Raw genomic sequence first — 14,235 nt, 5'->3', positions numbered from 1 at the left:
GCATGGGGACCGTTCGGCTCACCGAGACTCGCGTACCCGGTGTTTTCCGGGGTGAAGACCATCGAGTGTACAAGCGGGTCAGTGGGACCGAGGCGCCGTGCTGCCGGTGTGGTCGCTGGGCACAGACCCTGTTCATGTGGGAGTCCGAGAGCTTTTGCGCCCGGCACGTCCGCGTGGACCGGCGGACGAAGACCCGCATCCGGATGACCACCACGTTCGCTTGGCGTGTGTTTCCGGCCGAGACGGGCGGGGCGCCCGCGGGGACCGTGGTTCGGCGCGGGGACGAGCGGGCGGTCGCCGGCCCGCCGGAGCGGTGCGGTCGGTTCGACAAGTTCGTTGTGCCCGAGGGGTACGTCCTCGTCCCGCGGAGCCGGTGGGCGTGGGTGTGACCGGCGCCGGTGGTGCCGTTCGTCTTGGTATTGGTTAGATGTTGCGAAGTGCCGTGCTCCGAGACGGTCGAACGGGGAGTCGCTGGCGGCGCTGCGAATGATCGCCGTCGCAGCCCCGATCCGACCGGTGTTGGTGGTTGCGGTGGGGCCGCGTGCCCGCCGGGCCAGGGCGCCCGATCACATCCGATAAGATGGTGAGGCGCTCGCCTTTGGCCCGCTGGCGCTGGGCTTCACTCGTCGGCCGACGAGCGGTCGCGGCGCTTCACCATCGTGACGCGGTTGCCGGTCGCGTTGTACCGCACCTCGTCCATAAACGCCCGCATGAGCAGGATGCCGCGCCCGCTCGCCCGTTCGATGAAGGTGTCCTCGGTCGGGTCCGGCAGCTTGCTCACATCGAACCCGGGTCCCTGGTCCAGTACCACGAACGTCGCCTGGGCGGATGTCAGGCGGGCGGCTACCCGTACCCGGCGCTCGGCGTATGGCGCTCGGGACCGCCGCTCGGCCGCGAGTTTGTGGAACGCGCTGTCGCCGCCCTCGCGCAGCTCCGAACTGACTTCCAGGTTCCCGTGGTACACGGCGTTGAGGAGTGCTTCTTCCAGCGCGATGCCGGCCCGCGTGGCGCCGGTCACGTCGCACAGGCCCATTTCGATCAGATCCTCGCGGAATTGTGCCACCAGCGGGGGCACCAGGGCGGGGTCGTTTTCCAGCACGTACTGCGAGCTGCGCCGGGTCATGCCCCGCAGCACCTGGTACCGCCGGAGGGCCGCCTGACCGGCCGACAGGACCCGGTCGAGCACGCTGACGAGGTCGTGGCTCAGCGCCTGCTTGGCAACGTAGTCCGCCGCGCCGGCCTTGAGCGCCGCCACCGCCACCCGCTCGCTCCCGCTGCCGGTCATGAGCACCACCGGCACGTGCGGGTGCTTCTCGCGCACCTTTTCGACGAGCGTGAGCCCGTCCATGCGCGGCATGTTCATGTCGGTCAACAGAAGCGCCGGTTGGGTCTTGGCGAGCAGCGCCAGGGCCTCCTCACCGTTGCGCGCGAACACCGCGCGCCACCCGCCCTGCTGTTCGAGAATGCGGGCGACGTACCGCTGTTCCAGGAGCGAGTCGTCGGCAACGAGAATCAGTGGTGAATCCGGTGCCGGATGGGCGGCGGGCGGGTCGGCCATGTGGCGGCTCCCTGTGGCGGCACGGCGCTGAAACGCTGAGTAGAGCCATTTTACCAGTTTCGGTCCGGTTCGCTACGGACGCATCACCCGGCTGCACCGCGACTCAACTGTGCCACCTCCCTGGCGCGAAGCAAGTCCGTTTCGGGTGCTTGGGCAGGCGGGGCGGTCTGCGGCAGTTGGGGCGGGCGCAAGAAAACCGCCCGGGCGATAAACCCGAGCGGTGTCGCTGTTCGCCCGTTCGCGTTCCGGTACTGGGTCAGCCCAGCAGCCCGCTCACGACCTCCCCTTTCACCAGCTCGCGCGGCTGGTTCAGGTGGTTGTAAACGATCGTGTCCGGCTTGATGCCGACGGAGTGGTAGATGGTCGCGAGCAACTCGGTCGGATGGATCGCGCCTTCGACCGGCGCGCTCGCCGTTTTGTCGCTCTTGCCGTGAACGTACCCGCGCTTGACCCCGGCGCCGGCGATCACCCCGGTGTAGCAGTACGGCCAGTGGTCGCGGCCGTCTTCCGAGTTTTGGTTGCCGGAGGTGCTCACGCCCCGCTGCGGGCTGCGGCCGAACTCGCCCACGCATACAACGAGGGTCTCTTTGAGCAGCCCCCGCTCGTCCAGGTCGGTGATGAGGGCCGAGAGCCCGGCGTCGAGCATCGGCGCGGCCTGGTCCTTCATGCGCTTCGAGAGGCCGACGTGGACGTCCCACGAGTGGTTGTCGCTGTTGGCCACCTTGGGCCACACGACTTCCACAAACCGCGTTCCGGCTTCTACCAGTCGGCGGGCCAGGAGCAGGCACTGCCCGAAGGTGTTCTTCCCGTACTTCTCGCGCAACGCGGCCTTCTCCTCCGCGAGTTCGAACGCCTTCTTCGCGCGGCCGCTCACGACGAGACCAAGGGCCTTGCCGTAGTACTCGTCGAGGTCGTGCTTCGCGACCGCCTCTTCGATCTCGGGCATCCCCTTCGAGATGGTCTCGCGGAGCGTGGCGCGTTTTTCCATCCGGACCGGGGTGAGCTCTTCGCGCAGCTTGAGGTCGTCGGTGCGGATGCGGTCCATCTTCGCCATGTCCATGTCGTCGCCGGACGGGTACAGCGTGTATGGCTCGTACCCCTTCCCGAGGAACCCGGCGGTGCCGCCCTTACCGACCACGTTGGACTCTTGCAACGGCCGCGGCATCATCACGAACGGCAGCATCGGCACCGTCGGCGGCTTCATCTTGATGATGTTCGACCCCAGCGTCGGGAAGTCTTTGGGGCTGGGTGGTTCGAGCTGGCCGGAGGCGCTCACCTTGTCGGTGGTGTACCCGGTGTGCATCTGGTAGATCGCGGCCGTGTGGTTGAACAGCCCGTACGGCGTGTAGCTGACCGCCCGCATGAGGGTGGTTTTGTCGAGCACCTGGGACAGTTTCGGTAGCAATTCGGTGACGTGTGTGCCGGTGAGCTTGGTTTGCTGGTGCTTGAAAACGCTCTTCACCTTGTCCGGAACGTTGTCCTTCGGGTCCCACAGGTCGAGGTGGCTCGGGCCGCCCTGGAGGTAAATGAAGATGACGCTCTTGGCCTTTCCGAACCCGGGGCCGCCGCCGATCTCGGCTTTGTTCGCGTTCGCGCGGGCCTTCTGGAGCGCGAACAGGTCGGCGAGGGTGACACCCAGCACGCCGGACCCGCCGACGCGGAGGAGGTCGCGCCGGGTGACGCGGTCACAATCACTTTTCGCAGCCGCACCAGGAATGACGAGCATGGAAAGGGCTCCGCAGTGGGGTGGGAGGGCTTGAGGAGCGCAGGGCGGCGTGACCGCTCTGAGAAGTACGCGCAAGTCTAACGTCACCCCGTAGCCGCCGCAAACGGTTTCTTCACCGTTCCGCTCGGGGTGGGAGCATGGGCACGTTCGTGTCATCGGGACCGAGGGGCCAGCGGGCCGGGCCGGATCTCTCAATTTAACTTTCGCAATATTGTTTCGTTCGTGCAGGAGCGTCTGTTGCCCGGAGCTGGTGCGTGCTGGAAGGAGGGTCCATTCCAACGGTTGTACCGGCGGCGCGCCCGCGTGGAAAAAATGCTAGAGTCGTCGAGTTCCGAAAAAACCTCGCTCGCGCTGCGACGCTACCGACCCGCTCCCCGATCGGAGCTGTGGTCGGCAGCCAGCGGAGGTTCACTCTGGCCCCGAGCTCGACCGAGGGCGCGATGCACCGTTGGCGAAGCATGCTGAGGTCCCGTACCACTCCCGAACCGCTCCCGCGGCACCGCGCGCGGCTGTTCGTCGAACGGCTTCAGGAACGTGAGCTGCTCGCGCCCGTCGTCACCTCGCCGACCTTTGCGCCCCCGACGGACCCGTACCTCCAAGTCACCGAGGGCGGTAGCGTCGTCATCAGCGGTAACCCGACGCTCGGCGGTAACTCGTTCGACGTGTTCACCCCGGTCAGCTCGACCCTCACGGCGACCTTGAGTACCCCGGCGGGCCTGCTCGACGTTGACGAGACGCTCGCTGCGTCCCTGAATGTCGTCGTTACCGGCGACCGCACCCCGGTCGTGCAGCTCGTCGGCGGCAGCACCGCCATCAGTAGCCTGCTCCAGGCCGGGTTCACGTTTACGGCGTTCCCGGGGGTGGGGGGCGATGTGCCCATCGGGTTGATGGTTCTCGACAGCGCGGACTCGATGACGGACGCTGGCCTGCTGACCGTGCAGGTGCTGCCGTCCGCGTCGACCATTTACGCGTTCTGGGATGCCACGACCGAGATCCGCCTGCCCGACCGCCCGTTCGCGTTCCCGCCGGATTTCCTCGCGGTTTCGACGGGGTTCGACGCCGACGGGTCGGAGACGCTCGCGCTCACCATCATTCTCACGGCCGACGACCCGCGGCTCTCCGGCGGGTTCGCGCTGTGGGCCGGGGGCACGGCCGTCACGCCCACGGCGCCGGGGGAGTGGACCGTCTCCGGGACCAACCCGCTGGCCTTCCGGGCGCTGCTCAACTCCCTGGTCCTGGTCCCGCCGGTCGGGTTCAGCGGGCGAGCCACATTGCAGGCCGGCGGCACGGTCACCGACCGCGAATCCTACTTATCCGATGGCAGCACCGCCAGCGACTCCAAGCAGGTGCTCCCGGTGACGGCCGGTCTGCGGTTCTTCGCCCCGGCGGTGGTACTCGCCCCGCCCGTGCTCGGCCCCGGCGGGGGGGAGCCGTTCAGCTTGGCGGGGCTGTACACGGTCATCGACCCGGCCGAGCTGCCCGAAGACACGCACACCCTCACCATCACGCCCGGCGTGGGCGCGCTGACGTTCAACCCGGCCACGGTTCCGTCCGCCCTGTCCGTCACCGCGAACGGGGCCGCCCTCGTGCTCTCCGGTGAGTTGGCGGAGATCAACGCGTTCCTGGCGACGCCGGGCGGGATCACCTACTCGACGAACGATCCGCAGTTCATCGGGCAACTCCCTCTCATATTTGAGCTTCAGAACCTGCCGGGCATGGTCGGCTCATCGGGGTTCGTAAGCGGCCAGTTCGTCAGCGATTACCCCCCGCCGACGGTCGCGCTGGTCGCGCTGACGATTGCGCCGCCCCCGGCCCCCGGAACACCGCCCCCGGGCACCCCGGGCACCCCGCTCTCCGGTCCCGGGCAACCCGCTACCGCGGCTCCGACTCTCGGCCCCGGGGGGCAGCCCCCACCCGGCGCGCCGCGTGGGCCGAACGTGTTCGCGCCCCCGGCGGGTCCCATCGGTCCGGCGGGTCCCATCGGTCCGGCGGGTCCGGCCGGGCCAGGTGGTCCGGCGGGGCCAGCAGGTCCGGCCGGGCCGGCAGGTCCGGCGGGGCCGGCCGGCCCCGCGGGGGAGCACCCCGCGGATCGCGCGAGCGAGCACGAGGAGCAGGGGCGCGAGGCCGGGCGCGAGGCGGAGCGGCGGGCTGAGCGCGAGGGCGAGCGGCCGGTGTACCTCGGTGCGACCGGCGGCGGCGCGCGGGGGCCGGACGGCCCGCGCGGGAACGAGGGCGCGCGGGGCGCGCCCGTGCCGCCCGCACACAACCAGCCGTTCCCGAAGACCGACGCGGTGCCGGTGTACCTCGGCGCGGACGGGCGGCACCTGCTCCCGCCGGTGCTCCCGCTCGACCAGTCCCAAGCGGTGACCGGGTTCAGCGAGTCCGCGGGCGACAGCTTGGGGCTCGTCGATCGCATCTACCGCGAGGCGACCGGGGCCGACCAGCAGGTGCTCGTCGCGCTAATTGGTGTGAATCCGGAAACGGCCCTTTCGGCGAACGTTAACCCGAATCCCGCTCCGCCCACCTCCCTGCCGGGCGAGCAGCCGGCTCCCAGCGGCTCCGCGGCGACCGTTCCGGTCGAACCGGCTTCCGACCCGGCGCCGCCGCCCGACAACTACGTCTACGCCGCCGCCGGGGCACTCGCGGCGGTTGTGGGGTGGTGGGCACGCGGGTACGCGGCCGCACTGCTCCGCGCCGGCCGCCGGCTGTTCACTCCCACCCACCGCCAACCGACACAGGGGAACGCATGACCGCGCCCGCGCCGAACACCCCGCCCGACCAGACCGCCGTGAGCCGCCCGCGCGGCCAGACCGACGACAACACCGAGCGCGACGCCACCGCGGCCGCGGACGTGACCGTCGTGCGCGTGCGGCCGTCGGCCATGACCGTCACCGAGATCATGGGCGTGGGGGAGGAGAGCAACTTCGGGAAGTACCAGCTCGACGGCGAGCTCGCGCGGGGCGGCATGGGGGTGGTCTACAAGGCCCGGCAGAAGGGGCTCGACCGGCTCGTCGCGCTCAAGATGATTCTGGACACGGGGTCGGACAAAGAGGCCGCGCAGCGGTTCCTCCAGGAGGCCCGCGCCGCCGCCGCCCTCGACCACCCGAACGTGGTCCCCATCTACGACATCGACGAGATCGGCGGCAAGCCGTACTTCACGATGGCCCTGATCGATGGGCCGAACCTGCGCGGGTACATCGACGCGCACCCGGCCGCCCCGATCCCGATGCTGGTGTCGCTGTTCCTCCAGACCGTCAGCGGGGTGGCCCACGCGCACCGGCACGGCATCGTCCACCGCGACCTGAAGCCCGCGAACGTGCTGATCGACAAGGACGAGCGGCCCCGGGTCACCGACTTCGGGCTCGCCAAGCGGGCGTCCGCCGACGCCCAACTGACTACCACCGGGCAGGTGGTCGGCACCCCCGCGTACATGGCCCCCGAGCAGGCCCGCGACAGCAAGGAGGTCGGCCCGGCGGCCGACGTGTACTCGCTCGGCGCGATCCTGTACTTCATGCTCACGGGCACGGCCCCGTTCCACGCGGACAGCGTCACCGACCTGCTCATCAAGGTGGTGATGGAGCCGCCCGTGCCGCCCCGCGCGCGCCGCGCCGACGTACCGGCCGATCTCGAGGAGCTGTGCCTCCGGTGCCTGGCGAAGGCGCCTGCGGACCGGTTCGCCGACGCGCAGGAGCTGCTCGTGGCGCTCGGCCCGATCGCCGACCAGTACCTCACGCCCTCGACCAGCCTGACCCCGTCGGCGGTCAAGATCCCGTTCCCGAAGGCGCGCACCATGCCCTCACTGGGCAGCGTGCCGTTCGCGAACGTGGCGGACTCGGTCCCGTCGCTCGGGGCCGCGCTGGCGAAGCCGATATCGGCCGCTGCTCGGCCGGCGCCCCCAGCCGCACCCGCGGCGGCGGTCGCGCCAGCGGTGCCCGCGCCCGTAGCGCCGGTCGAACCGGCGCCCCAGGAGTGCCCCGGGCGGCGCACCAAGAGCGGTAAACCGGTGGCGTTCGCCCTTGCGGGCGTGGCGGCGGTGCTGGCGTGCGTGGCCGCGTTCCTGCTAACCCGTGACAAGCCGAAAGCGGCCGAGCCCGAACCGCGGCCGGCCGAGGCGGTCCAGCAGGCGGTCGGCGAGGCGGTCGCATGGCCCGGCATCGCACGCAGTGATTTCGAGCTCAAGGTGGACCTGTCCGCCCCGGCAGCGAAGAAGGCGGCCGACGGCTCGCTGCAACTGGTGCCCGGCACGCCGATGAAGTTGCATTTGAAGGCCGCGGCGGACTGTCGCGTGTCGGTGTGGGTGCTCGAACCGGGCGGGCAGGTGACCCGCCTGTTCCCGAACGACAACGAGCCCGACGACCGGCTCACCGCCGGTACGGAGCGGGTGGTTCCGGGGAGCGCCAGCTACGTGCTCGAAACCCTCCCGACGGACGGTCCAGGACACGAGCGGCTCCGGGTGATTGCGACGACCGGGGACCAACCCCCGTTCCCGCCCGGCGCCAAGAGCGGCCGGTTCACCACGTACTCCACCCCCCAGGACCGTGCAGCACTCGTTTCCACGGTCCGCGGGGTGGTGGTCAAGAAGTCCGGCACCGCGCCCGCGCCCCAGGGGGCGGTTTCGGAAGCCGAGCTCCTGTTCCGCGTTCAGAAATGACCGCACCCGGGCGGCCCCCGGGTGTTGTGTCCGCGACCGACGTTTTCGGGGCGGTTAGCGGCTGAGCTTGTCGGCTCCGGGCGTCGGCGTTTGCCCGATGGTCGCCAGCGCCTGGGTCAGGAAGTCGGTCGCGAGGAGCTGCACCCGCTTGTCGATCTCGGCGCACGCGGCGTCCCAGTCCGCTTGCGGCGTTCCGGGCTTCCACGGCTGGCCCGACACCTCGATGTACGCCTTCGCCTTGGGCTCCGTGCCGCTCGGGCGGAGGCACACCTTCGCCCCGATCCCGTCCCCGGTCAGCCGGAAGATGAGGAAGTTGCGCGCCGCCTTGTCCGTGTCGCCCTTGAACGGCCCCATCCGCCCGCCCTCGTCCTGAAGGTCCTCCACGCTCGTGACCGGCAGCCCGCCGATCGTTTTCGGCGGGTTCCGCCGGAGCGCGTCGAGCATCCGGCCCATGTTCACCTTGCCCTCGAGCCCGGTGAGCACGATGTTCAGCAGCTCGTTCCGGAAGTACCCGAACTGCCGGTTCAGCTCGTCGAGGTACGCAACCAGCGTGCTGCCCTGGCGCTTCTGGTAGAGCGCCGCCTCCGCCAGCAGCAGCGCGGCGCAGGCCGAGTCCTTGTCGCGGACCCCGGCGGTCGCCATGATCCCGTGGCTCTCCTCGCTTGCGATCACGAAATCCTGGACCGTGCCGCGGACGTCGCCGAACTGGCCGGTCGATTCGATCTGCCACAGCGCGTCGGCATGGTACTTGAACCCGACGAGCAGGTCCGCGATCGTCTGCGCCCCGAAGTGCCGGCCGATGCGTGCCACCTGGCCGGTGGTCACCTCCGTGGTGATGACGATCGGGGCGGCGGGCAGGGAGCCCGAGCGCGCGAGCTGGGCCAGCTTGAAGTGCGTGAGCAGCGCCGCGATCTCGTTGCCCGTCAGGAACCGGAACGTGCCCTTACCGTCCGGCGAGCGGTTCGCCATGCCGCCGAGCCGGTCGGCGTCCGGGTCGGTGGAGATGATGAGGTCGGCGCCCTTCTCCAGCCCGACCCGCTCGGCCCGGTCCATGCACTCGGGCACCTCCGGGTTCGGGGTCTTCGTGACGTTCGGGAACTGGCCGTCCGGGGTCGCCTGCTCCGGCACCGGGATCGGCCGGAACCCTTGCGCCTCCAGCACCTCGCCGGCACAGAACCCGCCGCACCCGTGCATCGGCGTGTACACCACCCGCAGCTCGTCCGCCTTCGGCGCGCCCAGCACGCTCTCGTGCCGGCACAGGTCGATGAACGCCCGGTGCGGCGCGTCGTCGAGGAACTGCACCTTGCCGGCGCGGACCGCGTCGGCGAACGGGACGTGCTTGATCGCCGTAACCTGATCGACCATCTCGCTCATGAGCTGGTCCTCGGGCGGGACCAGCTGGCTGCCGCGGTCGTCGTAGAACTTGCTCCCATTGTCGTCGGGCGGGTTGTGGCTGGCGGTCATGTTCAGCCCGCCGTGCGCCCGCAGGAACCGGACGGTGAACGACAGCTCGGGGGTCGGGACGTACCGCTTGCTGTCCGGCGGGAGGATGTGCGCCTGGATGCCGTTGGCCGCGTACACCCCGGCCGCGTGCTGGCAGAACTCGCGGCTGGACAGGTGCAGCACCGGGTTCGGCAGGGCGGGGTTGTAGACCTTACGCTTGTCCTCGAACTGGCGCACGTCGAACGCGAGCACCACCTTCAGCGGCGCGACGCCGGGGAACCGCTGGCGCAGGTACTCGCAGTGCCCTTGGACGCTGGCGCCGAGGGTCCACAGGTTCATGCGGTTCGGGCCGATGCCGACCGCGCCGCGGCGCCCGCCGGTGCCGAACGGCATCACCTGGTAGAAGGAGTCGAGCAGAACGGACCACGCGCCGGCGCCGCACAGGTGCTCGATTTGGGGGCGGTAGGCCGCAAAGTCCGGGTGGGTGAGCCAGGTCTCGAGGTTGCCGAGCGCCTTCTCTTTGAGCGCGGCGTCGGCGTCGATCCCGGCGAACCCGGCTCGGGCGTTAGAAAGCAGATCCATGTCAAGCGTCCTCGCGGGCGGCGCGAGGTCTCTGCGACCCGCGCCGGGAGGGTTTTCTACCGGCGCCCGGCGCCGGAGACTACTGCGCCGCCCGCGGGACGGAAGCAGAATTCAGGTCGTGATGACGACCTCGGCGGTCTTGTTCGGCGGGGTCGAACCGGCGGACGGGTCCACCTCGAGGTAGATCTTGAACGTGCGGCCGGCGGGGAGCTTGTTGGCCGGAATCGTGTGCGTGAACGGGCTCGTGCCCGGGGCCGGAATGGCGGCCGTATACGGGACCGACGGCCGGCTGGTGGTGATGTCGATCAGCGAGATCACGTAGGGGAGGTCGTCGCGGTTCGTGGTCATGGTCACCGTCAGATCCGTGTTCGCCGTCACCGGGCCGGGGGCCGGTGACGTGATGACCGGTTCCGCGTTGACGAGTGTCGCGGTGAACTGGGTCGGGGCCGCGACCTTTTTGGTCGCCTTCTTTGCCGCGGTTTTCTTCGCGGCGGCTTTCTTGGCGGCCGGCTTTGTGACCGCCGGCTGCTTAGCCGCGATCTTCTTGGCGGCCGGTTTGGGTGCAGCGGTCTTTTTCGCGGCGGCCTTCTTGGCGGTCGGCTGCTTGGCGGCGGTCTTTTTGGCGGCCGGTTTCGGTGCAGCGACTTTTTTGGCGACGACTTTCTTGGCGGTCGGCTGTTTGGTCACGGACTTCGCAGCAGACGCCTTGGACTGTTTGGCCACGGTTCAGGTCCTTCGGTGAGGGCTGGAGTAAGGGTCGGGGTTACGGGTTCGGGGCCAGTTTGGTCACTGTCAGGTTTCTGACGACGCATTCGCACGAATGGCAGAAAATTCCGATTCCGTTGCCGAGGTACGGTGCTTCGCAGGTGTACTCCGGCAATCGGCCCTTCAAGTGTTGGATTTGCACAGTGGAGTTGACATCCCGCGCGATCGTTTCTGCGGTGAGCGACCGAACCGGGTGCCCGTCCACGCTCACCTCCAGGGTGTCGCCGCGGACATCAATGCGGACGGGCGCGAACCGGAGCGTCTCGTTCTTGTTTTCCGGGTGCCAGGGCTTCGTTGCTCGCAAGTGGTGACTCACGCCCCCGTTCTCGTGCCGTGCCCACCAGTACTTTTCGAACGTGCTGACGAGGCGGCGCTCCGCCTTGACGGACTCGGGGCCGATGGTTGCCGTGAAGAACGATTCGTGCTTGAACGGGAGGTCCTCCCACAGTCGCCGACCGACATAAATACCGGCCCGCGCGTTGACCGTGTTGTTGAACGTTGTCCCGATCAGCGCCTCGACCCTGTAATCGGCCGGGAGCTTTTGGTCGAGTATGTTCGCCATCCCGGTGCCCGTGTGCGAGAACTTGACGTAGCCGTCGATCGTGTCGCGCATCAGCGCGTGCTCCGGCTCGTTAACCGGTTCGATGAGCGGGAGGCCGGTGTCGTCGGTGAGCGCGACCGGCCCGCCGGCCGCGATCCGCTCGGCGAAGGTGGGCTCCCGAGGCGCGGCGTTCTGTGGCGGCTTCTGGAGCAGTAATGCGGCGGTCATTGTTACGGCGACGAGCGCGACCGCCGCGGCGGTGAGGGCGCGCCGGCTGCGCCAGCGGGGCAACGGCTTTTGGGGCAAAGTCGCCTGACGGGAGGACTCTTTCGCTTGAGACTCGAGCAGCGCGCGAACCGGTTCGTCGCGCAGCCAGCGGTCGAGGTCGTCCGCCAACTCGGCAGCGGTGGGGTACCGGTCCTCCGGGCGCTTGGCGAGGCACTTCAGCACGATCGCCTGAAGCGCCGCGGGCACGTCCGCGGACAGCGCCGCGGGCGGCACCGGTTGCGCCGTGCGGATCACGTGATACACGTCGTGGTGCCCGTCGTCTGCGAACGGGCGGTGCCCGGTCAGCACCTCGTACAGGGTCACGCCCAGCGCCCAGACGTCGCACGGGGCCTTGTAATCCTGCCGCCGCCCCAGGGTCTGCTCGGGCGCCATATACATGCGCGTTCCCAGCGGCAGCGCGGTGAGCGTGAGGTCGGACTCGTCGCCGAGACACTTCGCGAGCCCGAAGTCCGCGACCAGCGGTTCGTCGTCCGGCCCGATCAGGATGTTGAGCGGTTTCAGGTCGCGGTGGATGATCCCCTGGTCGTGCAGCGCCTGGACACCGCGGGCCACTTTTACCAGCAACCCCACCGCGCCACGCTGGTCCCGGCGGAACCGCTCGAGGTGCTGGCCGAGTGTGCCCTGTGCGACGAACTGCATGGTGCAGTACGGGAACCCGTGCCAGTTGCCGGCGTCGTACACCGGGACCACGTTCGGGTGCTTGATCCGGGCGAGGGTGCGGATTTCGCGCAGGAAGCGCTCGTGCGCGATCTCGTCGCCGGCCCCGCGCGGGCTGATGAGCTTCAGAGCCACAAGCCGGTCGGTGGCTAGGTGGCGGGCGCGGAACACGACCCCGGTGCTCCCCGAGGCAACGAACCGTTCCATCACGTAGCCCGGGATCTGGGGCAGTTGGGGCGTATTCCCGGGTCCGCGGTTCACGTCGATTGGGGCGGTGGGATCTGTTGTGTCTTCGCCCGCGTTGACGGGAGGAGGTGGCGAGTCGGGGGCCGGGAGCGACGCGAGTGGCTCCGGGGCACCGGTCTCGGTTCCGGCGGTGAGGGGGATCGGCACGGGCGGCCTCACTCGGTGGAGGGTTGGACGCAAGGAGCGGGATCGGGTGCGTGAGCGCCGTTCGCCGGCGGCCCGCACTTACGAATTCCCCGAATCATAACCCACGGGTGCGCGATGGGAAGCGTGCGATTGTGAAAAATGACCCCTGCACACCACGAACGGTCTCAAACGTGTTCATCACCGCACCCTCGGGCGCGGCCGGGCGCTGCGGATTGTATCAGCGGATCGCCGCCGCTTGGCGGTTACGGAAGCGGCGCGCGGCCGGTGCTGACGGGTTCGACGGCGCTGTGCCCAACGGCATTAGCTATTGAAATAAAGCGGGCCGGTGGGTAGGCGTCGTCAATGCTGCCCCGCAGGGCCAATGGGTAGCGTCCGTGGCAATAGCTGACCAAGGCCAAGTGCTGACCAAGGCCAAGTGCTGACCAAGGGGCCAATCATGCGCGATGTCGGCGTTGCGATCATTTGCCTCATGTGGATAGCTGCGCCTCTGCAATCGCAAGAGACGGCGGAAGACGTTCTCAACAAGGCCATTTCGGCACACGGCGGCGCGGAGAATCTACGGAAATCTCAGTCGCATAAAACAAAAATATCCGCAAAATACTACCAAGGCGACAAGGCGACCGCCCACAGTATTGATTGCATAACCCGACTTCCTGGCTACGATTGTGCAATTATATCGACTGAGGGTGATAGTTCAGTAATTAAGTGTATTTATAAAAATGGAGAATCGGTTATTGAATGCAATGACAAAGCGATTCTAATTAGTGAGGGTCAGCAACGCGAAAAGCGAATGAGCGTGTCTATTAGCTACTTATCAACTCTGCTGCCGTTGCTAGATAAAAGTGCCTATACGTTGGAGATTGTGGGGGATCCAGGTGCGAAAGCAACAACAATTGGTGTGAAAGCCTTCCGCGACAAGCATTATATTGCTACTTTATATTTTGACAGAAAGAGATATTTGCTAAATAGAATTGATTATCTTACACTTGATGATGGCGACCAAGTGCATAAGAACGAGCTGTGCTACAGCGAGTTCAAGAAATCCGGGGGGTTATTGTATCCGTCCACGAGTGAGCTGTACCGCGACGGCAAAATCCTGGGGAGCGTAAAAATCGAAAGCAAAGAGATTGGTATAGCAGTTAAAGATGCCGAAGATAGATAATAGCGTTAAATACGTTCAAATTCATGTGAATTTTTGATATTTATCGATTTGATAAGTTCAGGCGCGTTAGTATCGGATCGCCGGCCGGCGTCGGGCTGAACCGGCCGAGGGCGTGGTGTAGCACCTGAAACACCGTTGCGAGCGCCGATATCGCCTCGTTGGCCCCGAGCAGCCAGGGGTGGTTGCCCACAGGTGCTAAGCCGATCCCGTCGGACGGGTCCCGGCGCATCACATCATTGACGAGCGACTTACCTTCGGGGTTGGTTTTCTCAACCCGAGGGCGTTTCGATCAGCGAGTCCGTTTTCCCCTCCGACGAGTGTGCCCAGTGGTTTAGGCCGCCCGTCTCGGCGTAATCCGGCGGCCACGCGGAAGAAGTGGGTCTAGCGCATCGAGCGGTTCCGCTCCGCCGGTGTCACCGTCGCGCAGTTCTGTTTGGCCGAGGGTGTCTCGGTCCCCGCCTTCTATCAA

The 14,235-nt window shown here is 67.7% G+C and carries 8 protein-coding genes and 1 pseudogene; 4 read left to right on the top strand and 5 right to left on the bottom strand.

Going from position 1 to position 14,235, the window contains the following annotated elements; genetic code table 11:
• The first annotated feature begins 134 nt into the window (after window positions 1–134).
• Window positions 135–389 (top strand): hypothetical protein, encoded by a 255-nt coding sequence (locus tag R5W23_RS15655; RefSeq protein ID WP_320687089.1) that lies wholly within the window; start codon window positions 135–137, stop codon window positions 387–389.
• A 230-nt stretch (window positions 390–619) separates the two neighbouring features.
• On the opposite strand, the gene R5W23_RS15650 is transcribed toward R5W23_RS15655, so the two are convergent.
• Together R5W23_RS15650 and R5W23_RS15645 are read right to left on the bottom strand one after the other, a co-directional pair.
• Entirely contained in the window at window positions 620–1,558 is a 939-nt protein-coding gene (locus R5W23_RS15650) for a response regulator (RefSeq protein ID WP_320687088.1), read from the bottom strand.
• 256 nt (window positions 1,559–1,814) lie between these two features.
• The gene (locus tag R5W23_RS15645; protein WP_261188635.1) at window positions 1,815–3,284 is read right to left on the bottom strand and encodes a DUF1501 domain-containing protein; all 1,470 of its coding nucleotides are present in this window, start codon (window positions 3,282–3,284) and stop codon (window positions 1,815–1,817) included.
• 458 nt (window positions 3,285–3,742) lie between these two features.
• On the opposite strand from R5W23_RS15645, the gene R5W23_RS15640 reads away from it, so the two are divergent.
• Together R5W23_RS15640 and R5W23_RS15635 are read left to right on the top strand one after the other, a co-directional pair.
• Window positions 3,743–6,034, top strand: a complete 2,292-nt coding sequence (locus tag R5W23_RS15640) for a hypothetical protein (protein WP_320687087.1) — start codon at window positions 3,743–3,745, stop codon at window positions 6,032–6,034.
• Window positions 6,031–7,935 (top strand): serine/threonine-protein kinase, encoded by a 1,905-nt coding sequence (locus R5W23_RS15635; RefSeq protein WP_320687086.1) that lies wholly within the window; start codon window positions 6,031–6,033, stop codon window positions 7,933–7,935. Before R5W23_RS15640 ends, R5W23_RS15635 begins: the two co-directional genes overlap by 4 nt.
• Before the next feature lie 54 nt (window positions 7,936–7,989).
• Here R5W23_RS15635 and R5W23_RS15630 read toward each other — a convergent pair whose 3' ends face one another.
• From R5W23_RS15630 to R5W23_RS32680, 3 genes and pseudogenes are all read right to left on the bottom strand, one after another.
• Window positions 7,990–9,960, bottom strand: a complete 1,971-nt coding sequence (locus R5W23_RS15630) for a phospho-sugar mutase (protein WP_320687085.1) — start codon at window positions 9,958–9,960, stop codon at window positions 7,990–7,992.
• 111 nt (window positions 9,961–10,071) lie between these two features.
• A complete protein-coding gene (locus R5W23_RS15625) occupies window positions 10,072–10,683 on the bottom strand; it encodes a histone H1-like repetitive region-containing protein (protein WP_320687084.1) in 612 nt (203 codons plus the stop codon).
• 982 nt (window positions 10,684–11,665) lie between these two features.
• Window positions 11,666–12,418: pseudogene (locus R5W23_RS32680) on the bottom strand (serine/threonine-protein kinase); the annotation flags it as partial.
• A gap of 622 nt (window positions 12,419–13,040) precedes the next feature.
• Here R5W23_RS32680 and R5W23_RS15615 point away from each other — a divergent pair.
• A complete protein-coding gene (locus tag R5W23_RS15615) occupies window positions 13,041–13,766 on the top strand; it encodes a hypothetical protein (protein ID WP_320687082.1) in 726 nt (241 codons plus the stop codon).
• The last annotated feature ends 469 nt before the right edge of the window (window positions 13,767–14,235 follow it).

This window comes from Gemmata algarum (assembly GCF_034097035.1).
Taxonomy (GTDB): Bacteria; Planctomycetota; Planctomycetia; order Gemmatales; family Gemmataceae; genus Gemmata; species Gemmata algarum.
Note: the sequence above shows the minus strand (reverse complement) of the source record. Positions and strands in the feature narration are given on the sequence as shown.